Genomic DNA, 22,027 nt, shown 5'->3' with positions numbered 1-22,027 from the left:
TGGTGGCTTGACTCTTGGGTTGGAACGAGTCGTTTTAAGGGAACAAAACATGAACAATTAGGAGCGCGCCGCATGGACACTGTCCGCGATATCGCCGCGCTGAGGCAGATGCTCGCCGGGTTGGAGGCGGCGCGCCTGCCCGGCATGGTCGACGGTTTTTCCCTCGGTGCCGGCGAGCCGGAGCGGGCGGGCGTCATGCTGGCGCGCGGGGCGCTGCATGAAGTGCAGGCGGCGCGCGGGGCCGACCTGCCGGCCGCCACCGGCTTCACCCTGGCGCTGGCGCTGCGGGCGAGCCTTTCCGGCACGGATATGCCCACGCGGCCGCTTCTGTGGATAAGGCAGGACGCGGCCGAGGCCGAATTTGGCCGTCCCGAGGCGCTGGGCCTCCAGGCGCTCGGTCTCGATCCGTCACGGCTCGTGCTGGTGCGCGCGCCCGATGCCGCCGAAGTGCTGCGCGCGGCGGGCGATGGCGTGCGCTGCGCCGGGCTCGGCGCCCTCATCATCGAACCCTTCGGCGAACCGAGGGCGCTCGATCTCACCGCCACGCGGCGCCTGTCGCTGCGGGCGGCCACCTCGGGGGTCACGAGCTTCCTGCTGCGCATGAGCACGCGCGCCCTGCCCACGGCGGTGGCGACGCGCTGGCAGGTGGCGCCGGCCGCCTCCGTGCCGGGGGAGGCCAATGCGCCGGGCGCGCCGGCCTTCACCGCCACGCTGCTGCGCCATCGCGGCGGGGAGGGGGAGCGGCCGGTGGAGGGCGGCAGCTGGAATCTGGAGTGGGACCATGAGGCATGTTCCTTCCGCGACCTCGCCCCGCTATCTCGCGCTGTGGTTCCCGTTCCTGCCGGCCGACCGGCTAGCGCGGGTGCTCCGGATGCGGAGCGGGGCGCGCGGCGCGGGGGCGGCGATGGCATTGCCGCGTTCCGCCGCACCGGGTAAGGGCGGGCGGGTGCCCGATCCGCTGGCCCCGCCGCCGCGTGTGTTCGTCGAGAAGGCGAAGAACGCGCTGCGCCTCGCCGCCGTCGATCGCGCGGCGGCACGGTGCGGGCTCGCCCCCGGCCTGACGCTGGCGGATGCCCGCGCGCGCCTTCCCGAGCTGGCGGTGGTCGATCACGATCCGCTGGCCGATGCCGCCTTTCTCGAGACGGTGGCCGATGATTGCGACCGCTGGACCCCGCTGGTGGCGCTCGACGCGCCGGACGGGCTGGTGCTCGACATTACCGGCTGTGCGCATCTGTTCGGCGGCGAGGCGGCGATGCGCGCCCGGCTGCTGGCGCATCTGCAACGGCACGGGCTCGGCGCCGGCGCCGTAGTCGCCGGCACGCCCGATGCCGCGCGGGCGCTGGTGCGGGCGGGGCGGGGCGGCATCGTCGCGCCGGGCGGGGAGGCGCGGGCGGTGGCGCCGCTGCCGGTCATCCGGCTCGGCGTCGACGAGGCCGTGGTGACGGGGCTGTCGCGCGCGGGGCTGAAGACCATCGGCGATCTCGCCACGCGCCCGGCCACGCCGCTCGCCGCCCGCTTCGGCGCGGAACTGCTGACGCGGCTCAACCGCACGCTGGGCCATGAGGATATCCGCATCGTGCCGCGCCGGCCGCTGCCGGCGGCCATCGCCGAGCGGCGCTTTGCCGAGCCGATCGGCCGGGCCGAGGACATCGAGGCGACGCTGGCGCTGCTGGTCGACGACCTCGCCCTGATGCTGGAGGCGCGCGGGGAGGGTGGGCGCGCCTTCGAGGCCTCGTTCTTCCGCGCCGACGGGGCGGTGCGTCGGCTCGCCATCGAGACCGCGCGGCCCTCGCGCGATGGCACCGCGCTGGCCCGGCTGTGGCATGAGAAGATCGAGGCGCTGGCCGATCCCATCGATCCCGGCTTCGGCTTCGATCTGGTGCGCCTCGCGGTGCTGCGCGCCGAGCCGCTCACCCCCGCGCAGGTGAGCCTCGACGGGCGCGCGGTCGAGGAAGAGGAGGTGGCCGCTCTCATCGATCGGCTCGCCGTGCGGCTCGGGCGCGAGCGGGTGCTGCGCGTGCTGCTGCGCGACACGCATGATCCCGGCCGGGCGAGCGCACTGATTCCCGCGGCGCAGGCGCCGGCCGCCGCGCCCTCCCTCTCACCCATATTGCCCCCGGATCTGCTGCCGCGCCCGCTCAGCCTGTTCGATCCGCCCCAGCCGGTGGAGGCGCTGGCCGAGGTGCCGGACGGCCCGCCCCTGCGCTTCCGCTGGCGGCGCGTGGTGCATGAGGTGGCCCGCGCCGAGGGGCCCGAGCGCATCGCCCCGGAATGGTGGCGCCTGCCGGAGGGCACCGCCCTGCCGGCGACGCGCGACTATTACCGCGTGGAGAACCGGGAGGGCCGGCGCTTCTGGCTGTTCCGCGCCGGGCTCTACGGGCGCGAGAGCGGCGAACCGCGCTGGTTCCTGCACGGGCTGTTTCCATGAAAGCGCGTCTCAGGAAGGCCCGTTTCAGGATGCCGGCCCGCGCGCGCCAGGCCTTGGGCATCGGCGCCCCCGCGCATCGTTGCTGGCTGGCCCGCGATGGCGCGCGCGGGGGCGGACCGACCCGGCCGCAGGGCGGGGACACGGACTTGCCGAGAAGGAGCCGCCCATGAGCACCCCCTTCTTCGCGGAGCTGGTCGCCGCCTCCAATTTCTCCTTCCTGCGCGGGGCGTCGAAAGCGTCGGAACTGGTGGCGCAGGCGATCCGGCTCGGCCATGGCGGGCTTGGCATTGCCGATCGCAACACGGTGGCCGGTGTGGTGCGCGCCCATGCGGCGCTGAAGGAGGCGCGGGCGGCCTATGCCGGCTTCTGGCAGGCCCGGCGGGAGGCGCGGGCGGCGGAGGGCGAGCGCGCGGAAAACGCCCCGCTTCAGGATTCGCCCGGGGCGGGCCCGCAACAGAGCCCGTCGCCCCCTGCCGCACCGGCCCGTGGCGACAAGCATGAGGACGGGCCAGAGGCTGATGAGGCGAATGAGGAGGCGGCCTTCACGCGCTTCCTGCGCCGCTCGGCGGAAGCGGCGGCCGATGCCGGCATCTTGCCCGCGCTGCCCTTCACCCTGGTGGTCGGGGCGCGGCTCGCCTTCGCCGATGGCACGCCCGACATCCTCGCCCATGCGCAGACACGCGCCGGCTGGGCCCGGCTCTGCCGCCTGCTCACCACGGGAAACCTGCGCGGAGCCAAGGGCACGTGCCTCTTGCGCCTCGAGGATCTGCTCGGCGATGCGGGCGGTCTCTCACTCATCCTCCTGCCGCCGCAGGACATGCCGGCTGGCCGGATCGTGGAGCTGCGCCCCGTGCTCGGCGCGCTGGCGCAGGCCGCGCCCGGCGCGCTCTGGCTCGGCGCCGCAATGACGCGCCGCGGCGATGATCGCCGCCGCCTGGCCCGGCTGAAGGCGCTGGCGGCGGAGGTGGGGGTGCCGCTCATCGCCACCAATGACGTGCTCTACCACCACCCGGACGCGCGCGACCTGCAGGATGTGCTCACCTGCATCCGCGAAGGCGTGAGCCTGGAGGGCGCCGGGCGCCGGCTCCACGCCAATGCCGAGCGCCACCTGAAGCCGCCGGCCGAGATGGCTCGCCTGTTCCGCGACGCACCGGAGGCGGTGGCGGAGACGCAGAACTTCCTCGCCCGCATCGATTTCTCGCTGGACGAGCTGAAATACGAATATCCGGAAGAGCCCGTGCCGCCCGGCCACACGCCGCAGCAATGGCTGGAGACCATGACCTGGCAGCGCGCCGGGATGCGCTATCCCGAGGGCGTGCCGGCAAAGGTGGAGCGCCAGCTCGCCACCGAACTCGCCCTGATCGGCGAACTCGGCTACGCGCCCTATTTCCTCACCATCCGCGACATCGTGGATTTTGCCGAGCGCCGGCGCATCCTCTGCCAGGGGCGGGGCTCGGCCGCCAATTCCGCCGTCTGCTATGTGCTGGGCATCACGGCGGTCGATCCGTTCGACAACGAGCTTCTCTTCTCCCGATTCATCTCCAAGGAGCGGGAGGAACCGCCGGATATCGACGTCGATTTCGAGCATGAGCGGCGCGAGGAGGTGATCCAGTACATCTACCAGCGCTATGGCCGCGACCGCGCCGGCATCGTCGCCACCGTCATCTCCTATCGCCCGCGCAGCGCCATCCGCGATGTCGGCAAGGCGCTGGGCCTCACCGAGGACGTCACCGCGCGCCTGGCCGGCACGGTGTGGGGCAGCTGGGGCGAGAACATCCAGGACAGCCAGGCGCGCGAGGCGGGGCTCGACCCGGGCAACCCGATGGTGGCGCGCGCGGTGCGCTTCGCCGCCCGCCTCATCGGCTTTCCCCGTCACCTCTCCCAGCATGTCGGCGGCTTCGTCCTGACGCAGCAGCGGCTCGACGAGACGGTGCCGATCGGCAATGCCGCCATGAAGGATCGCACCTTCATCGAATGGGACAAGGATGACATCGACACGCTGGGCCTGCTCAAGGTCGACGTGCTGGCGCTCGGCATGCTCACCTGCATCCGCAAGGCGCTGGACCTCCTGCAGGCGCACGAGGCCACCGAATGGGGCCTGGCGGAGGTGCCGAAGGAGCAGGAAGACGTCTACGACATGCTGTGCCGCGGCGATTCCATCGGCGTGTTCCAGGTGGAGAGCCGGGCGCAGATCAACATGCTGCCGCGCATGAAGCCGCGCAGGCTGTATGACCTCGTCATCCAGGTGGCGATCGTGCGGCCCGGCCCGATCCAGGGCAATATGGTGCACCCCTATCTGCGCCGGCGGGACGGCACGGACCCGGTTTCCTATCCGTCGCCCGGCCCGAATTATCCCCGCGACGAGCTGAAGGATGTGCTCAAGCGCACGCTGGGAGTGCCGCTGTTCCAGGAACAGGCGATGAAGCTCGCCATGGTGGCCGCCGAGTTCACGCCGGAGGAGGCGAACCGGCTGCGCCGGGCCATGGCGACCTTCCGCCATCACGGCACTATCGGCAAATTCCAGCACATGCTGGTCGAGCGCATGGCGGCGCGCGGCTATGAGCGTGCCTTCGCCCTGCGCTGCTTCGAGCAGATCCGCGGCTTCGGCGAATATGGCTTTCCCGAGAGCCATGCCGCCTCCTTCGCCAAGCTGGTCTACATCTCCGCTTTCCTCAAGTGCCGCTACCCCGCCATCTTCGCGGCGGCGCTGCTCAACGCCCAGCCCATGGGCTTCTATGCGCCGGCGCAGATCGTGCGCGATGCCGGCGAGCACGGCGTCGAGCTGCGCGCCGTCGACGTCAATTACAGCGGGCATGACAACATTCTGGAGCGCGACGCGCCCGGCGTGCCGCTGGCGCTCAGGCTCGGCTTCCGCCAGATCGACGGATTCAGCGCGGCATGGTCGGAGCAGCTCGCGCAGGCGCGGGCGGGCGGCTTCTTTGCCGATGTGGAGACGCTGGCTCGCCGCACCCGCCTGCCGAATGCGGCGCTGCGCAAATTGGCCGATGCCGATGCCTTCCGCTCGATGGAGATCGACCGGCGGGAAGCCGCCTGGGCGGTGCGCCGCCTGCCGGACGACGCGCCGCTGCCGCTCTTCGCCGCGGCGGATGCGCGCGACCTCGGCGCGGATCTCGATGCGAACCTGCCGCTGATGCCGTTGCCCGAGCAGATCGCGGTCGATTACCAGACGACGCGGCTCTCCCTCAAGGGCCACCCGATGGGCATGCTGCGCGATCTCTTCGCCGCCGAGGGCGTGCTGTCGAGCGCGGGGGTGGCCGGTGCGCGCGACGGGACGCGGGTGCGTGCCGCCGGCGTGGTGCTGGTGCGCCAGCGCCCGGGCAAGGGCAACGCCATCTTCATGACGCTGGAGGACGAGACCGGCATCGTCAACGTGCTGCTGTGGGCGCGCCAGTTCGAGCGCTACCGCGCGCAGGTGATGGGCGCGCGCCTCGTGGTGGTGGAAGGGCGGGTACAGAAGAGCAAGGAAGGCGTGGTCCATGTCATGGGCGAACAGGTCATCGACCGCTCGGTGGAACTCGCCCGGCTGTTCGAGGATGTGCGCGCCCTGCCGCGCCCGCAGGTCGATCCCGGGCATGATGAGCGCGTGCGTGGGAAGCCGGGGGAGGGGCATCTGCTGGCCGGCCGGCGCTCCGGCCATGGCCATCCGCGCCAGGTGCGCGTTCTGCCGAAATCGCGCGACTTCCATTGAGGCGCGGGGAAGGTGCCGGCGGCCTCGCCCGGCATGCCCTTGCCGGCGATCTGTCGCGCGCGGTGCAATCGATGCTAGAGCAGTTCGGTGAACGCCAAAATGCTCCAGCCTTCTCGGCGCGTGCTCTAGAAGGTGGACCACCGGGCGCGGCGGCGCCCCACAGGATTGATGAGGAGACTTCCATGGCCGGCCGTTTCGACGATTGGGAAAAGGACGACAAGGGCCATCTGAAGGTGTGGCCGATGCTGGCCTTCACGACCGCGCTGTTCGGCACGGAAAAGGTGGGGCTGCGCCTTGAGATCGGCACGCAGGCGCCCAAGCCGGGCGAGCCGGTGCCCGCGCTGCAGCTGGTGCTCGATCCCGCGCAGGTGCGCCAGCTGGCCGAGGCGCTGGCCGAAGCCGAGGCCCGCCTCGCCAATGCGCATTTCGCCGGGCTCGGCACGCCGGGCCACGGCTGAAGGCCATCCGCTCGCGAATTTCCAGCGATCCCGGATCGGCATCATGGCCGTCCGGGAGGAAGCTATTGGAGAAATTCGGGTCCCGAGAGAGGTCCGCTCACGCCGCCAGATATTGCGCGTCGGCCTGGTCGAGCCGCCGGCGGATCTGGGTGACGATCAGCTGCTCGTCCGGCACGCAATTGTCATAGGTCAGCCGCTCGCCCTTGGCGACGGGCTTCACCACCCGCGCCCGCTCGGCGAGGCCCAGCGGCAGGGCGAAGCTGTCGCGCGCGTCGCGCCAGCCCATCGCGTGGCCGCGATAATCATATTCGCCGATGCGGCCCAGCGTCTGACCGGGCGCGAGGTCGCGCTTGGCGACCGCCGTGCACTCCGCCACCGGATGGTCCAGCACCTCCATGTCGGGCGTGCCGTGCAGCACCGCGCGCGCCGCCGAGAGCGGCACTTCGAGGCTGGTGAGGTGATAGGGGCGGATCAGCGCGAAACAGGGGCCGGGGCCGACCTTGAGGTCGATCATGCGCTCCATCACGCGCGGATGGCGCGGCTTGACGATGCAGAACACGCCGGGCGCCACGCCCTTGCCGAGAGTGAAGTCGACCACGCCGGAGCGCGAGAGGATGCCGCCATCCTCCTTGGTGCACAGAACCTGCGCCAGCACGTCGCGGTCGGCATGGGGCCCGTGCATGCCCGGCACATCCGGCACCAGGCCGGTGGCGTTGGCGAGCGCGGTCATCTCCACCATGGTCTTGGAGCCGTCGACGAACTCGACCAGCATGCGCGGGTTCATGTTGCGCGCCCGGGCCTCTTCCTCGAACTCGTCGGGAATGGCGTCCGGCTTGAACGCGTTGTTCTTGGCCTTGCCCGCGCAGACGATCTCGAAGCCGAGCGCCTGGGCGAAGCCGATCAGTTCCACCGTGGCGGCCGGCTCGTCGCCGGCGGCGCCGGTCAGCACCACGCCGGCGGCACGGGCTTCCTGCTTGAGGTAGCGGCCGATGGTGATGTCGGCCTCCACGCTCAAAAGCACGACATGCTTGCCGTTGCGGATCGCCTCCAGCGACACCAGCGTGCCGATATTCGGGCTGCCCGTGGCGTCGATCACCACGTCGATATGCCCGGCCGCGCACATGGCGCGGTAATCGTCGGTGATGGCGAAGCGGCCCGTCTCGATGGCGCGATCGATGGCGCTGGCCGAGCCGACGGTCACGATGTCCTCGCGGACGTGGCCGGCCATCAGCGCCGCGTCGACGGCGATCTGGGCGTTAAGCTCGACCACGGCGCCGATGCGCACGCCCGGCATCAGCGCGGCCTGCACGATGAGGTCGGTGCCCATCTGGCCGGCGCCGGCCAGGCCGATCGTGATGGGCCCGTGCGTCTCGACGTGCCTGGCCAGCTCGGCGGCGATGCCGGTGCGCACAATCCCGTTCTGGACGAACATCGCTGAAATCCTTCCCCCGGCCGTAGGCGCAGGCCCGTCGCCCCGCATCCTGTCTCTCGGTACTCAACAATCCGGCCGCGCACAAATGTTCCGTGCGGAACCTCGCCTTCCCTAATGCATTTCCCGGGCGGATGGAAACGCTGGTCGGGCGCCGCGCCGGTGGCCGAATGCGCGCGCCCGTTCAGGCGCCGGCCGCCACCTGCTCCAGCACCGCCGCGGCGGTGATCTCGTCGGTGATGAACAAGGTGGGGCGCAGCAGCCGCAGCGCGCCGATCACCGCCTGCGTCTTGCCCGGTCCGCCGGACGTGAGGATGCGCTCCGGGGTAGCCTGCAGCGTCTCGACCGGGATCGACATGACGCGGCGGTTGATCGGGTGGTCGACCGGCCGGCCCTCGATGTCGATGAAATTGTAGATCACGTCGCCCACCGCGCCGGCCGCGATCAGCGAGGCCCAGTCGGCGTCGGAAAAGAAGCCGAAACGCAGCGAGGTGCTGTCCGCGTCCATCTCGCCGACGCTGAGCACTACGGCGTCCATCTCGCGCGCCAGGCTGTAGACCGTGCCGAGGCCGCAGCGCTCGATCAGCGCCTGCTTGGTCTCGACGCTGTCGACGATGGCGGGGGCGGCGATGAGGTGGCAATCGGCCTGGAAGATGCGCGAGAGCTGCCAGGCGAATTCGGCCGGGTTGTACTGGCGGGCCTTGGTGATGCCGCCCAGCAGCGAGATGACCGAGACATTGGCCACCGCCTTTTCGTCGATGAAGCCGAGCGCGCGCATCAGCGTGCGCCCCCAGCCGAAGCCGATCTTCATGTCCGGGCGGATGAGGTCGGAAATGACCTGGCCGGTGGCCGCGCCGATGGCGCTGGTGGGGTCGGCCAGCGGGCCGGAGACCGGTGCCACCACCGCCTCGCGCAGGCCGAATGCCTTCTGCAGCTCCATCTCCAGCCGCGGCAGTTCGGCAATCTCGCGCGAGAGCGAGATCTTCACTTCATTGAGCGCCCGTGCATCGGCGAGCAGGCGCACCACGGTGACGCGGCCGATGTCCAGCGCCTCGGCGATGGCGCTCTGCGTCATGCCCTCGACATAGTACATCCAGGCCGCCCGCAGCCGCAGCCGTGCGGAGCGCCGGCCGGTGGCGCTCAGCTCGGCGAGGGGCGCGGGCTCGGCAAAGCTGTCCGGCTTCGTCGTGGCGACCTTGCCCGACATTGGCGCTGTTCCTCGAAATGGCGGTTTTCACGATGCTATAGAGGAGTGTGGCGGCTTCATCAAATCGTCATCGCCGCCCGGCGCGGCGCCGCTTACGCAAAATCCCGCTTGTGGTGGCGATGGGCACAAGGCACGCTGCGGGGAACAAGCCAGCCGCGGTCGCCATGTCCGAAGACGAACTACTGAAGCTCGACACGTTCCTGTGCTTTGCCGTCTATTCGGCCAATCACGCTTTCAATCGCGTCTACAAGCCCTTGCTGGACCGGCTTGGCCTCACCTATCCGCAATATCTCGCGATGGTGACGCTGTGGACGCAGGATGGCGTGACGGTGGGGCAGATCGGCGAGCGGCTCATGCTTGAGACCAACACGCTCACCCCGCTGCTCAAGCGCATGGAAGCGGCGGGGCTGGTGCGGCGCGTGCGCGACGTCGCCGACGAACGGCAGGTGCGCATCCATCTCACCGACAAGGGTCGGGCGCTGCGTGGCGAGGCGGAAGGCATCCCGGCCCGGATCGGGGCCTGTATCGAGCAGGACGGTCCGGCCATTCACGCCCTGACCGACGATCTCACACGCGTGCGCGACACGCTGATCGCCCGCGTCAAGTCATAGTCTCGCGCCCCGCCTCGGGCAGCGGCGCCTCGCGCTGATGGCCGGCTTCGCCCTCGATGAAGCGGCGGTGCCGGGCGATCTCCACCGCGAGGAAATCGAGAAAGGCGCGCACGCGCGGCGAATGCCGCAGGTCCGGGTGGGTCAGCAGCCAGAGATCGGCGGCATAATCGTCGTCGGGCGGAGCCAAGCGCACCAGCGAGGGACGTGAATCGCCGATGAGGCAGGGAATGTGGCCGATGCCCAGGCCCGCCTCTACCGCCTCGGCAAGGCCCAGCACGCTGTTGATCTTGTAGGCGACGCGCTCGGGCGCGACATTTTCCTGCACGAACTTCACCGCTTTGAGCGCGCCGAGCGTGTCGCCGAGCGACACCCAGTTGCGCGCGTCCAACTGGTCCTTCGTCACCTCGCCCGGCGCGGGGAAGTCCTGCGCCCGCCCGTATAGCGCCCAGGCGATGCGCGCGACCCGACGGCCGACCAGGTTCTCCGGGGGATGATCCGTGGCGCGCACCGCCACGTCGGCATCGCGCTTGGAGAGGTTCAGCGCCTGGTTGCTCAGCACGATATCGAGCCGCACCTCGGGATAGCGCTCGCGGAAGGTGGCGAGCATCGGCATCAGCAAATGGATGAGCAGCGAATCCGGCGTGGTCACGCGCAATTCGCCGGAAGGAGCGGGCTCGCGCCCGGCCAGCTTGCGTGCCGCCGCGGTGATCTCCTCGTCCAGCCGGTTGGCCAGCGCCACCATTTCCTCGCCGGCGGGGGTGAGCGCATAGCCGGTGCGGTGGCGTTCGAACAGCGCCGATCCCAGCGATTCCTCGATCTGCTTGAGACGGCGGAACACGGTGGAATGATTGACGCCGATGGCGGCGGCGGCGGCGGGCAGCCCGCGCGCATCCGCGACCGCCTTGATCAGGCGGAAATCGTCCCAGCCGAGATTCTTGAAGGGCTCCGCCACGCTCGTTCTCCCACGATGCCGATAAGCTTTTGCGCCGTCTCGTGAATTCCAGGATTCGCGACGTTTCTCACCATAGCAGCAGGAGTGACATTGCGTCAACGCAATTGATTGACCATGGCATTGCGTACGTGCCGGGCTATCTTCTCCCCATGACGAGCGCGGCGACGTGCTCACCACCACATCCGAGCGCGGATCGCGCTCCACCCGAGGGCCGCATCATGAACCGCAATGGCATCCATCACGTGACGGCGATCGCCGGCAACGCCCGCCGCAATGTCGAGTTCTACACCCGCGCGCTGGGTCTGCGCCTGGTGAAGAAGACCGTCAATTTCGACGATCCCGGCACCTATCACTTCTACTATGGCGATGAGGCCGGCGCGCCCGGCACCATTCTCACCTTCTTCCCGTGGGACCATGTGGCGCCCGGCCGCCTCGGCATCGGCGAGACGCAGGAGACCGCCTTCCGCGTGCCGGCCGGCTCCATCGGCTACTGGACGCAGCGCTTCATCGAGAAGGGCATCGTCCACCAGCCGATCGTGCACCGCTTCGGTGAGACGGTCCTTGCCTTCAAGGACCCGCACGGCATGCGCCTCTCGCTCATCGGCGTTCCCGGCATCGAGAACGAGGCGGCCTGGATCGGCACCGACGTGCCGGCCGAGCATGCGATTCGCGGCTTCCACAGCGTGAACCTGCTGCTCGCCGAGGCCGCGCCCACCGGCGCCATCCTCACCGACATCTTCGGCTTCAAGGAGATCGGCCGCGAGGGCTCGCTGGTGCGCTTCAAGGCCGAGGGCACGGAGATCGGCGGCATCGTCGACATCCATGAGGCCGGCGGCTTCCTGCCCGCCCGCATGGGCGGCGGCTCGGTGCATCACATCGCCTTCCGCGCGGCCGACGACGCGGCGCAGGAGGAGATGGTGCGCAAGCTCGTCGAGAATCACGGCATCCACACCACGGAGCAGAAGGACCGCAATTACTTCCGCTCGGTCTATTTCCGCGAACCCGGCCACGTGCTGTTCGAGATCGCCACCGACGTCCCCGGCTTCGACGCGGACGAGCCGCGCACCAGGCTCGGTGAAGCGCTGAAGCTGCCGGATTTCCTGGAAGGACGCCGCAGCCAGATCGAGGCGGTGCTGCCCGAGATCGCCTGAGCCTGATTGCTCCAGCCCCCCGCCGCGCTTTCGTGCGGCGGGGGGCGTGCCGCCACCATCATCCGATAGGAGGGTGCCATGAGTGTTACCGATTCGATGAGTGTTACCGATTCGACGGCGACCGACCGCGCGTCGGCCGTTGCCAGCTTCATCCATCGCTACGTGCCCGCCTCCGCCGAGGGGCGCCCGCCGCTGCTGCTGCTGCACGGCACCGGCGGCAGCGAGGACGACCTCATCGGCCTCGGCCAGCGTGTGGCGCCGGGCGCGGCGCTGCTCTCGCCGCGCGGCAAGGTGAGCGAGGGCGGCGCCAACCGTTTCTTCCGCCGCTTCGCGGAAGGCGTGTTCGACGAGGAGGACCTCGCGCGGCGCACGCATGAACTCGCCGATTTCGTCGAGGCGGCGCGGGCCGAGCATGGTCTGGCGGCGCCGGTGGCGCTCGGCTTCTCCAACGGCGCCAACATCGCCGCCGCCCTGCTTCTGCTGCGGCCCGGCGTGCTCGCGGGCGCGGTGCTGCTGCGCGCCATGTCGCCCTTCCGCCAGCCGCCGGCGGCGGTGATCGATGCGGTGCCGGTGCTCATGCTGTCCGGCGACAGCGATCCCATCGTGCCGGCCGAGAATGCGGCCCGCCTCGCCGACACCCTTAAAGCGGCCGGCGCGCGGGTGACGCATCGGGTGCTGCCGGCCGGTCACGGGCTCTCCTCGCCCGATCTCAGCCTGACGCATCAGTTCATCGAAGGGCTTTCCGTCCCGGTCCGATGAGGCCAATGGCCCACGGGCGCCGCCGCACCATGGAACCGGCGGCGCCCGTGCGCATTGCCGCTGTGGTGCGGCTGGATCACGGCCGCGCCGGCCAGTATGGTCGGTGGGGTTCGTGATGGCTGGCGTCCGTGCTGGCCGAGGAGGCGACGATGCGGTGGGAAGACTTCCGGCGCAGCGACAATGTCGAGGATCGGCGCGGGGACGGCGGCTCGGGCGGCGGCTTCGGCGGGCGCATGCCGGGCGGGCGCGGCGGGCTCGGCATTGGCGGGCTCATCGTCGTCGGGCTGATTGCCTGGGCGACCGGCATCAATCCCGCCGTGCTGATCGGCGGCGCTGAAATTCTCATGGGTGGCGGCGATCCGGCCAGCACCAGCCAGCCGCAGCGCCAGGCGCCGGCGCCTTCCTCGCGCGCCGCGCCGCAGGACCAGCTCGGCCAGTTCGCGGCGGCCGTGCTGGCCCAGACCGAGGATGTGTGGACGCCGATCTTCAAGGCGCAGGGCGCGACCTACAAGGATCCCGGCCTCGTGCTGTTCACCGGCGGCACCCGCTCGGCCTGCGGCGCCGCCCAGTCGGCCATGGGGCCATTTTACTGCCCGCTCGACGAGAAGGTCTATCTCGACACGTCGTTCTTCAACGAGATGAAGCAGCGCTTCAATGCGCCGGGCGATTTCGCCGCTGCCTATGTCATCGCCCATGAGGTCGGCCATCACGTCGAGAATCAGATCGGCCTGCTCGCCAAGGTGCAGGCGCGCCAGCGCGAGGTCTCCCGCACGGAGGCCAACGCGCTGTCCGTGCGGGTGGAGCTGATGGCGGATTGCCTCGCCGGCGTCTGGGCGCATCATGCCGACGCCAAGTGGAAGGTGCTCGAAGAGGGTGATGTCGAGGAGGCGCTCAACGCCGCCTCCGCCATCGGCGACGACCGGCTGCAGAAGCAGCAGCAGGGCCAGGTGGTGCCGGACAGCTTCACGCATGGCACGTCGGCCCAGCGCGTGCGATGGTTCCGCACGGGGCTGGAAAGCGGCTCCATGAAACAGTGCAACACCTTCCAGGGGCGGAGCTGACGCGCGTTTTTCGCGCGAGCGGCCTCGCCCGCGCGGGCTCCGCGAGGTCTTCCATGCGAGGTCTTCCATGAATGCCGATTCGCCCGACAAGCCCTTCGTCCCACTCGCCATCGCGGTGCTGACCATTTCCGACACCCGCATGCCGGCCGATGACCGCTCGGGCAACACGCTGGTGGAGCGGCTGGAAGGGGCGGGCCATCGCCTTGCCGATCGCGCGATCGTGCCGGACGAGGTGGACGACATCCGCGCCCGCGTCGCCGGCTGGATCGCCGATCCCGCGGTCGATGTCGTCATCACCACCGGCGGCACCGGCTTCACCGGCCGCGATGTCACGCCCGAAGCGGTAGAGCCTCTGTTCGAGAAGCGCATGGAAGGCTTCTCGACCATCTTCCACCTGATCTCCTTCCAGAAGATCGGCACGTCCACGCTGCAGAGCCGCGCCACGGCGGGCGTGGCCAATTCCACCTACATCTTCTGCCTGCCGGGTTCGCCCGGCGCCTGCCGCGACGGCTGGGACGGCATTCTGGCCCAGCAGCTCGACATTCGTCACGGGCCCTGCAATTTCGTGGAAATCCTGCCGCGGCTCGACGAGCACCTGAAGCGCGGCAAGCTGCGCGCTCCGGCCTGACGCCGCACTATTCCGGCAGCAGGATCTGCGAGCGCAGCAGCACGAGCCGCCCCCGGCCGGTCTTCGCCATCAGGCGCCTCATGGATTGCGGGCCGGGTTGGTGGCCGCCCAGCGCCTGGTAGAAGCGGCGGTGGATCAGCAGGCCCTGCTCGGGGCGCGGCCGCCCGGTGAGCGCGTGGCGCCCCACCGCCAGTGCCTCGCGAAGGCGGGGCGTGACGCCGAACCCGTCCAGCGCGAGGCGGAACGTGGCGGCGCGGCGCCCGCTCGCATCCATCCGCTCGGTCTGCTCGGCAAAGGTGTGCACCTCGCGCGTCCAGCCATCCTGCAGCAGCGCGGCGGCGGAGAGGAACATCAGCCAGGGCGAGGAGGCGGCTTCAGCCCCCTGCCGCAGCCGCGCGCCGATGTCGGGCGCCCCGCGCAGATATTCGCAGCCCGCCGCGTCCGCGATCTCCTCGACATCGACGGAGGCGCTGGCGTCGACCAGCAGCACCTCGCGCACCACACCGGCGGCGGCGCCGGGAACCAGCGCGGCGAGAGTGGGCACCAGAAGTCTGTGGCTCTCGCCCGTGGGAATGACCACCGAGATCACGCGTTGAGCCACTCCTTGGACGTAACGGTTCGGAATCATGCAGGAAAACCGGCTGGCGAAACCGGCGGCTCGTAGCATCCTGCCTATCGCACGCGACTGCTGGCGTATAGCGCCATATGACGTAGATCGATATGTGTTCTTGATATGTTCTCGTATCCGGTTTAAAACCGTGGGCATGGAACGTCGCACCCTCGATATCCCTTCTGCCGGCGGCACGCGCGTGCCGCCAAAGCATCTCGGCCGGCTGGCGCAGGAGCGCCGGGCGCGCCTCGAGGAAGAGAACCGCGCGGCGGCGCGCGACCTGTCCACCGTGTCGGAAATGGACGTGTTGCCCGAGGCGATGGCGCCGGCGGTCATCGACGGCGAGCGCCGGCGCGGGCGCGGCGCGGTTTCCAACGCGGCGGGGCGTTTCGAGCCGCATGCGCGCGAGGCGTTCGATGATGGCTGGCAGAGCCTCGACGAACTGCCGCCCTTCCGCACCAGCGTGACGGTGGAGAAGCCGCGCACCATCATCAACCGCAACGATTCACCCGATGTCGGCTTCGATCGCTCGATCAATCCCTATCGCGGCTGCGAGCATGGCTGCGTCTATTGCTTCGCGCGGCCGACCCATGCCTATCAGGGCCTGTCCGCCGGGCTCGATTTCGAGACCAAGCTGTTCGCCAAGCCGGATGCCCCGGAACTGCTTGCCAAGGAACTCGCAAAGCCCGGCTATGAGCCGCGTACCATCGCGCTCGGCATCAACACGGATGGCTACCAGCCGATCGAGCGCGAGTGGCGGCTGACGCGGCGCATTCTGGAGGTGCTGAGCGATTTCGGCCATCCGGTCGGCATCGTCACCAAGTCCGCGCTGGTGCTGCGCGACCTCGACATCCTCGCGCCCATGGCGGCGCGCGGCCTCGCCAAGGTGGCGCTGTCCGTCACCTCGCTCGACCCCAAGCTCGCCCGCATCATGGAGCCGCGCGCCGCGACGCCGGCGCGGCGGATCGACACGATCCGCCGGCTCAGCGATGCCGGCGTGCCCACGGCCGTGCTGGTGGCGCCGGTGATTCCGGCGGTGACCGACGCGGAGATGGAGCGCATCCTGGACGCTGCCGTCGCGGCCGGGGCGAGCGAGGCCGGCTATGTCATGCTGCGCGTGCCGCTGGAAATCCGCGACCTGTTCAAGGAATGGCTGCTCGCGCATTTCCCCGATCGCTACCGCCATGTGCTCTCGCTGCTGAAGGATCTGCATGGCGGCAAGGAATATGATTCGACCTTCGGCCAGCGCATGACCGGCACGGGTCCCTATGCCTGGACCATGGCCCGCCGTTTCGAGATCGCCACCGAGCGGCTCGGGCTCAACAAGCGCCATCTGCGGCTGACGACGCGCCATTTCCGCCGCCCGCCGCAGAAGGGGGAGCAATTGTCGCTGTTCGGGGAGGCTACATGAGCATGGCGGCCATCATGAATGACGGCCTGAATGAGGCAAGTCCGCCGGCCCCGCCCGGCCGTGGCGGCGAGGCGGCATTGCGGCGGGCGATCGCGCCGCTGCATGTCTCGCTGGTCACGCTGGGCGTGGTCGAGCTGGAGCGCTCGATCGCCTTCTACACGGCGCTCGGCCTGCCGCGCCGGCTGCGCGAGGCCGATGGCGTGGCCTTCTTCGCGGCGGGAACGGTGGTGCTCTCACTCTATCCGCGCCACGAACTCGCCGCCGAGGCCGGCGTCGTGCCGGGGCGGCCGGGTGCGTTCGGCGGGATGGCGCTGGCCTGCAACCGGGCAAGCCCGGCGGAGGTCGACGCCACGCTGATCCGCGCGGTGGCGGCCGGCGGGCGGGCGCTTCGCCCGGCGCAGCCCACCTTCTGGGGCGGCTATAGCGGCTATGTCGCCGATCCCGACGGCTACCCCTGGGAAATCGCCCATAATCCCGGCTTCGCGCTCGGCCCGGACGGCCGTCTCACTCTGCCGGACTGAGCGGGCGTGTTCCGCGGCGGGCGCGCCGGAGCGGGGAATATGACAATGCCCGGCCGGAGCCGGGCATTCGGGTCGTGATGTCGAGGCCGGCTACCGGCGATCCCGTCGCGTCGTCGTCGGCCCGCCCCGGCGACATCACTTTGGCGGCGTCACTTTGGCGGCACGCCGGCACAGCGTCGCGCGCGGGCGCCACCGGGATCACACCGGGCGGCGTCCTCGACGTTCCCCGCGCCGGCTCAGTTGGCGCCGAGCAGCGGGGCGAGTTCCTTGTCCAGCTCTTCCGTGCTCATGGCGCCGGAGACCTTCTTGCCGTTGATGAAGAAGGTCGGGGTCGAATCGATGCCGAAATCCTTGGCGCCGCGCTGGGCGACCTCGTCGATCTGGCCGGCGAGCTTGGCGTCGTTCAGGCAGGTGTTGAACTGCTGTTCGGTCATGCCGCTCTGCTTGGCGATGGCGAGCAGGGCCTGGGCGGGGTTGTTGTTGAAAGCCCAGGCCTTCTGGTTGTCGAACAGCGTGTCGGTCAGGGGATAGTATTTCCCCTCGCCGGCGCAGCGGGCGAGCATGAAGGCGGCCTTGGCGACGATGTCGAGCGGGAATTCGCGCAGGATGAAGCGCACCTTGCCGGTGTCGATGTATTTTTCCTTGAGCACCGGGAAGGTGGTGGCATGGAAATGCGCGCAGTGGCCGCAGGTCATCGAGGCATATTCGATGATGGTGACGGGCGCATCGGCCTTGCCCAGCACCTGGTCCGGCAGCGCGCCGGGCTCCAGCAGCTTGGCGGCATCGACCGTCTGCGCCTCGGCGGCGCCGATGAACGACATCTTGCCGAAGTTCAGCGCGTCCGGCCCGGAAAGCGCGACAAGCGCGGCGGTGGTAAGGGCCGCGGTGCCGAGCCCTTCGATAAAGCGACGGCGGTCGATCATGGTCGGTCTCCAGGGGAAGGCCGGACGGACGCCGGCGTCAGACTATCACAGCGCGTACAGGCAGCGCGGGAACATGGCAACGGTACGGCAGCTGTCGTCCACGTCACCGCTGCGTGAACGAATCGGGGCGCTTTGTCACGCCGGCCGGTGCCGTGTCGGCGCGTTCGCGCGCGACGGACGCCCCGAGGTCGCCGCGTTCGCGCGCGACCAGCGCCCCGAGCCGGGCCAGCGCGGCCGCGAGCGCAGCATCCTCGAAGGCGCCGAGCCGGCGGGCGACCGCGCCGCATTCGCTGGCATCGGGTTCGATGAAGCGGCGCCGGACGGGGCGCCGCGCGGCCACAGGACCCTGGCGCAGCGCCAGCCGGCCGATGCAGCGCCAGCCGAAATAGCGGTTCACCCGCTCGATCACCACAGGCGCGTCGTGCTGCAACTCGATGGCATAGCCGCCTTCCACCCGCACATGCAGCACGCCGGGCTCGACATTGTCCGCCCGCGTCGGCCAGGCGAGCTTGATCGGAAGCGCGCGCGCGGCGAGCGTCTCGCCGACAATGTCCGCCCAGCGCGTGACGATCTCGACGGAGGCGATGCCGCGCTGGCGGCAGCTCTCGGCGATGGTCGCGTCGATCAGGTCGGCGAGCGGCGCCGGCCCCCGGCGCCCGCGCGGCTTCGCGTGCGGCTTGCGGATGGGAGCGTCTCGGGACGGAATGGTCGGAAGGCGGGACATGCGGGCGGGAATATTCCGGTTGGTGAGGTCCGGCCGGGTAAGGTTCGGGCGGCATGCGCGGCGCGGGCAAGCCGGTAGGGGCCAAGTCTGTTGCGGATAAGCCTTGCCGGCGCAAGGCAGGCGAACCACTTTAGGCCGATCCTAGGCTAGAAGATGGCATGCCGCGCTCCGCCGATCCAGCCAATCCCCCGCGTCCCGATCCCTCCCGCCCGGTTCCGGCCTCGAGGTCGGCCCCGGATCCGGGCGCGCTGCTCGCCTGGTATGACCGGCACCGGCGGCGGCTGCCCTGGCGCGCCGAGGCGGGCGTGCGGCAGGATCCCTATCGCGTCTTCCTCTCCGAGATCATGCTGCAGCAGACCAATGTGGTGACGGTCACGCCCTATTACGCGGCCTTCCTCGCGCGCTGGCCGACGGTGGCGGCGCTGGCTGGCGCCCCGCTCGAAGACGTGCTCTCGGCCTGGGCGGGGCTCGGCTACTACGCCCGCGCCCGCAACCTTCACGCCTGCGCCCGCGCGGTAGTGGAGCGCCATGGCGGCGCCTTCCCGGACACCGAGGCCGCGCTGCTGGAGCTTCCCGGCATCGGCCCCTATACCGCCGCCGCCATCGCCGCCATCGCCTTCGAGCGCCGGGCGGCGGCGGTCGACGGCAATTGGGAGCGCGTGATCGCGCGGCTTTTCGCGGTGGAGGAGGCGCTGCCCAAGGCGAAGGCGCGGCTGCGCGCACTGGCGCTCACATTGCTGCCGTCGAGCCGCCATGGCGATTTCGCGCAGGCGATGATGGATCTCGGCGCCACCTTGTGCACCCCGCGCAAGCCGGCCTGCGCGCTCTGCCCGTGGCGGACGAACTGCGCCGCCCATGCGGCCGGCGCGCCCGAGCGCTACCCGGTGAAGGCGGCCAAGGCCGCGCGACCCACCCGGCAGGGCGTCGCCTTCCTCGCGGTGCGCGCGGATGGGGCGGTGCTGGTGCGCTCGCGCCCGCCGCGAGGGCTGCTCGGCGGCATGAGTGAGGTGCCCTCCACGGACTGGATCGAAGGCGGCCCGGCCGACCCCGCCCTCGCGGCGCCGATGGCTCTGGAATGGCAGCCGCTCAATGCCACGGTCGGGCACGTGTTCAGCCATTTCGCGCTGGAACTCGCGATCTGGCGCGCGCGCGCGCCGGCTGTCACGCCCGCGCCAGCGGGGCATCGATGGGTGCGGCCGGAGGGCTTCGATGCCGAGGCCTTTCCCTCGGTCATGCGTAAGGTATTGGAGTATATCGGCTAAATTGCCGCCGCTCCATTGAACTTCGCTGGGGGTCGCGCGTTATTCCGGCAGGCCGCGGATGAAGGCGGCAGACATGGAGAACGCAACGATGGGTAGCGCCGCGGATAAGGCCAAGGGTCTCGCCAACGAGGCCGTCGGCAATGTGAAGCAGGGCGTCGGCAAGATGACCGGCTCGGAGAAGCTGCAGGCCGAGGGCAAGGTCCAGGAGCTCAAGGGCGAGGGCCAGCAGGCCGTCGGCAAGGCCAAGGATGCGGTCAAGAAGGCCGCCAATCTCTGACCGATCCTGCCCGAAAACGATGAGGCCGCCCCAGGGCGGCCTTGTTGTTTGATCAGTCCATCAGCCCGATATGGCCGGGCAGGGCGGCGATGCGGGCCAGCCACCGCCGCACGCCGGGAAAGCCAGCCAGATCGTAGCCGCCTTCCTCAGCCGTGTGCGTATAGGCATAGAGCGCGATGTCGGCGACGCTGAAGGCGTTGCCCGCGAGCCAGTCTGCGCCTGCCAGCCGCGTCTCCATGACGGTGAGCGCGCGGTTGCCGGCCTCGAGAAGCTGTGCCAGCCGCTCGGGCGTCGCCAGATGCGCTCGCTCTTCATAGATGAACAGCGCCCGTCTCACCGCGAGAGCCGGCTCATGGCTGTACTGCTCGAAGAACAGCCATTCATAGGTCTTTGCGCGTTCATAGCGGTCCGCCGGAACGAGGGGGCTGCCCTCGGCGAGGTAGAGCACGATGGCGTTCGACTCGGCGAGGAAGCGTCCGTCCTCCAGTTCCACCGTCGGCAGCTTGCCGATGGGGTTCTTGGCGAGGAAGTCGGCATGGCGGGTCGAGCCGTCGCGCGAGGACATGGTGACGCGGTGCAGCGGCACACCCAGATGCGCGGCGGCGAGGCGGACCTTGTAGCTGTTGCCGGAGTCCGGCACGTCGTAAAGCGTGATCACCGGCCGCTCACTCCGCCGCCATCGCCATTTCCGAGCGGACCCGCGCGCGCAGCGAATCGATCGGCCTCAGCCCTTCGCGCGTGTCCATGTGCCAGTAGGTCCATCCATTGCAGGCATCCAGCCCCTGGGCGATGGCGCCGGCACGATGGATGGAACCGATCTGGCCGAGACCCGGCGCGGTCTCCAGTGACAGCATGCCATCCGCCCGCACCATGGCCCGCACCCGCGCCTTGGCGTCGGTGAGCAGCGTGCCGGGCATGAGCAGGCCCCGCTCGATCAGCGCGTTGAACGCGATGCGTGGCGCCTCGCGCGCGGTCGGCGCGGTGGCGAGCGCGAGGTCGGGCAGCGTCTCCACCGCATCGATCCGGGCCTGCGCGGCATCGGCATAGGTGGCGTCGCGCTCGATGCCGATGAAGCGGCGGCCGAGCCGCTTGGCCACGGCCGCCGTGGTGCCGGAGCCCAGGAACGGATCGAGCACCACGTCGCCCGCCTTGGAGGCGGAGAGGATGACGCGCGCCAGCAGCGCCTCGGGCTTCTGCGTCGGGTGCACCTTGTGGCCGGTCTCGTCCTTCAGCCGCTCATGGCCCGAGCAGATCGGGAACAGCCAGTCGGAGCGCATCTGCACATCCTCATTGGCCGCCTTCAGCGCTTCGTAATTGAAGGTGTAGCCCTTGGCGCCCGGCTCGCGGGCGGCCCAGATCATCGTCTCATGCGCATTGGTGAAGCGCCGGCCGCGGAAATTCGGCATCGGGTTGGTCTTGCGCCAGACGATGTCGTTGAGGATCCAGAAGTCGAGATCCTGCAGCATCGCGCCGACGCGGAAGATGTTGTGATAGGAGCCGATCACCCACAGCGTGCCGGTGGGCTTGAGCACGCGGCGCACGGCGAGCAGCCAGGCGCGGGTGAACGCGTCATAGGCCTCGAAGCTCTCGAACTTGTCCCAGGCGTCGTCCACCGCGTCGACCCGGCTGTCGTCGGGCCGCTTCAGTTCGCCCTGCAACTGGAGATTATAGGGCGGGTCGGCGAAGACCAGGTCAACCGAGCGCGCCGGCAGGCGCGACAGCTGGGCGACACAGTCCCCGCGCAGGATGGTGTCGAGCGGCAGGCCGTCAGGCGACGTGGGCGCATCGATTCCGGTATTACGGGACCCGGTCCGGGATGCCCGACGGGCTTCCCCGCTATGAACCACCTTCATGGACGGCTACCTGACTCTGGTGACGCAACAGAACTCGAACGCAACGGAACGCG

At 70.0% G+C, this 22,027-nt stretch carries 21 protein-coding genes; 13 read left to right on the top strand and 8 right to left on the bottom strand.

The window, feature by feature from the left end:
* Positions 1-72 precede the first annotated feature (72 nt).
* The 4 genes from FHS55_RS18910 to FHS55_RS18895 all read left to right on the top strand — a co-directional run bounded on the left by FHS55_RS18910 (position 73) and on the right by FHS55_RS18895 (position 6,595).
* The gene (locus FHS55_RS18910) at positions 73-936 is read left to right on the top strand and encodes an ImuA family protein (protein ID WP_183191345.1); all 864 of its coding nucleotides are present in this window, start codon (positions 73-75) and stop codon (positions 934-936) included.
* A complete protein-coding gene (locus FHS55_RS18905; protein ID WP_246340279.1) occupies positions 905-2,428 on the top strand; it encodes a Y-family DNA polymerase in 1,524 nt (507 codons plus the stop codon). Before FHS55_RS18910 ends, FHS55_RS18905 begins: the two co-directional genes overlap by 32 nt.
* Positions 2,429-2,594: 166 nt before the next feature.
* Positions 2,595-6,137 (top strand): error-prone DNA polymerase, encoded by a 3,543-nt coding sequence (locus FHS55_RS18900; protein WP_183191344.1) that lies wholly within the window; start codon positions 2,595-2,597, stop codon positions 6,135-6,137.
* A 182-nt stretch (positions 6,138-6,319) separates the two neighbouring features.
* On the top strand, positions 6,320-6,595 hold the full coding sequence (locus tag FHS55_RS18895; protein ID WP_183191343.1) for a hypothetical protein: 276 nt from the start codon (positions 6,320-6,322) through the stop codon (positions 6,593-6,595).
* A 97-nt stretch (positions 6,596-6,692) separates the two neighbouring features.
* On the opposite strand, the gene FHS55_RS18890 is transcribed toward FHS55_RS18895, so the two are convergent.
* Together FHS55_RS18890 and FHS55_RS18885 are read right to left on the bottom strand one after the other, a co-directional pair.
* A complete protein-coding gene (locus tag FHS55_RS18890; RefSeq protein ID WP_183191342.1) occupies positions 6,693-8,027 on the bottom strand; it encodes an NAD(P)H-dependent oxidoreductase in 1,335 nt (444 codons plus the stop codon).
* Positions 8,028-8,208: 181 nt separating this feature from the next.
* Positions 8,209-9,231 (bottom strand): sugar-binding transcriptional regulator, encoded by a 1,023-nt coding sequence (locus FHS55_RS18885; protein WP_183191341.1) that lies wholly within the window; start codon positions 9,229-9,231, stop codon positions 8,209-8,211.
* 164 nt (positions 9,232-9,395) lie between these two features.
* Between FHS55_RS18885 and FHS55_RS18880 the strand changes: the two genes are divergently transcribed.
* Positions 9,396-9,842: a MarR family winged helix-turn-helix transcriptional regulator gene (locus FHS55_RS18880; protein WP_246340278.1), complete on the top strand. Its 447-nt coding sequence runs from the start codon at positions 9,396-9,398 to the stop codon at positions 9,840-9,842.
* Here the strand turns inward: FHS55_RS18880 and FHS55_RS18875 are convergent.
* Positions 9,832-10,794 (bottom strand): LysR substrate-binding domain-containing protein, encoded by a 963-nt coding sequence (locus FHS55_RS18875; RefSeq protein WP_183191339.1) that lies wholly within the window; start codon positions 10,792-10,794, stop codon positions 9,832-9,834. The two genes, FHS55_RS18880 and FHS55_RS18875, sit on opposite strands and share 11 nt — an antisense overlap.
* A 218-nt stretch (positions 10,795-11,012) precedes the next feature.
* Between FHS55_RS18875 and FHS55_RS18870 the strand changes: the two genes are divergently transcribed.
* The 4 genes from FHS55_RS18870 to moaB all read left to right on the top strand — a co-directional run bounded on the left by FHS55_RS18870 (position 11,013) and on the right by moaB (position 14,393).
* Positions 11,013-11,945 (top strand): ring-cleaving dioxygenase, encoded by a 933-nt coding sequence (locus FHS55_RS18870; protein WP_183191338.1) that lies wholly within the window; start codon positions 11,013-11,015, stop codon positions 11,943-11,945.
* 96 nt (positions 11,946-12,041) lie between these two features.
* A complete protein-coding gene (locus FHS55_RS18865) occupies positions 12,042-12,704 on the top strand; it encodes an alpha/beta hydrolase (RefSeq protein WP_183191388.1) in 663 nt (220 codons plus the stop codon).
* 149 nt (positions 12,705-12,853) lie between these two features.
* A complete protein-coding gene (gene ypfJ, locus FHS55_RS18860; protein WP_183191337.1) occupies positions 12,854-13,765 on the top strand; it encodes a KPN_02809 family neutral zinc metallopeptidase in 912 nt (303 codons plus the stop codon).
* 67 nt (positions 13,766-13,832) lie between these two features.
* Positions 13,833-14,393, top strand: coding sequence for a molybdenum cofactor biosynthesis protein B (gene moaB, locus FHS55_RS18855; RefSeq protein WP_183191336.1), 561 nt, complete (start codon positions 13,833-13,835; stop codon positions 14,391-14,393).
* Positions 14,394-14,400: 7 nt separating this feature from the next.
* Here moaB and FHS55_RS18850 read toward each other — a convergent pair whose 3' ends face one another.
* On the bottom strand, positions 14,401-14,982 hold the full coding sequence (locus tag FHS55_RS18850; RefSeq protein ID WP_183191335.1) for a glycosyltransferase family protein: 582 nt from the start codon (positions 14,980-14,982) through the stop codon (positions 14,401-14,403).
* Between the two features lie 319 nt (positions 14,983-15,301).
* Here FHS55_RS18850 and FHS55_RS18845 point away from each other — a divergent pair, with 319 nt between their 5' ends.
* Both FHS55_RS18845 and FHS55_RS18840 read left to right on the top strand, forming a co-directional pair.
* Positions 15,302-16,414: a PA0069 family radical SAM protein gene (locus tag FHS55_RS18845; protein ID WP_246340290.1), complete on the top strand. Its 1,113-nt coding sequence runs from the start codon at positions 15,302-15,304 to the stop codon at positions 16,412-16,414.
* Positions 16,411-16,935, top strand: a complete 525-nt coding sequence (locus FHS55_RS18840) for a VOC family protein (RefSeq protein ID WP_246340277.1) — start codon at positions 16,411-16,413, stop codon at positions 16,933-16,935. Before FHS55_RS18845 ends, FHS55_RS18840 begins: the two co-directional genes overlap by 4 nt.
* Before the next feature lie 236 nt (positions 16,936-17,171).
* Here the strand turns inward: FHS55_RS18840 and FHS55_RS18835 are convergent, their stop codons facing one another.
* Complete coding sequence (locus tag FHS55_RS18835; RefSeq protein ID WP_183191333.1) at positions 17,172-17,858, bottom strand: DsbA family protein; 687 nt, start codon at positions 17,856-17,858, stop codon at positions 17,172-17,174.
* Between the two features lie 103 nt (positions 17,859-17,961).
* Entirely contained in the window at positions 17,962-18,582 is a 621-nt protein-coding gene (locus FHS55_RS18830) for a DUF721 domain-containing protein (protein ID WP_183191332.1), read from the bottom strand.
* Positions 18,583-18,740: 158 nt separating this feature from the next.
* Between FHS55_RS18830 and mutY the strand changes: the two genes are divergently transcribed.
* Positions 18,741-19,844, top strand: a complete 1,104-nt coding sequence (gene mutY / locus FHS55_RS18825) for an A/G-specific adenine glycosylase (RefSeq protein ID WP_183191331.1) — start codon at positions 18,741-18,743, stop codon at positions 19,842-19,844.
* Between the two features lie 88 nt (positions 19,845-19,932).
* Positions 19,933-20,121, top strand: a complete 189-nt coding sequence (locus FHS55_RS18820; RefSeq protein ID WP_183191330.1) for a CsbD family protein — start codon at positions 19,933-19,935, stop codon at positions 20,119-20,121.
* A gap of 52 nt (positions 20,122-20,173) precedes the next feature.
* Here the strand turns inward: FHS55_RS18820 and FHS55_RS18815 are convergent, their stop codons facing one another.
* Together FHS55_RS18815 and FHS55_RS18810 are read right to left on the bottom strand one after the other, a co-directional pair.
* Entirely contained in the window at positions 20,174-20,779 is a 606-nt protein-coding gene (locus FHS55_RS18815; RefSeq protein ID WP_183191329.1) for a glutathione S-transferase N-terminal domain-containing protein, read from the bottom strand.
* Between the two features lie 7 nt (positions 20,780-20,786).
* Positions 20,787-21,974: a site-specific DNA-methyltransferase gene (locus FHS55_RS18810; protein ID WP_183191328.1), complete on the bottom strand. Its 1,188-nt coding sequence runs from the start codon at positions 21,972-21,974 to the stop codon at positions 20,787-20,789.
* Between the last annotated feature and the right edge of the window lie 53 nt (positions 21,975-22,027).

Origin of the sequence: Ancylobacter tetraedralis, from assembly GCF_014195655.1 — a bacterium.
Classification (GTDB): domain Bacteria; phylum Pseudomonadota; class Alphaproteobacteria; order Rhizobiales; family Xanthobacteraceae; genus Ancylobacter; species Ancylobacter tetraedralis.
This window is presented reverse-complemented; position numbering and strand designations above follow the sequence as displayed.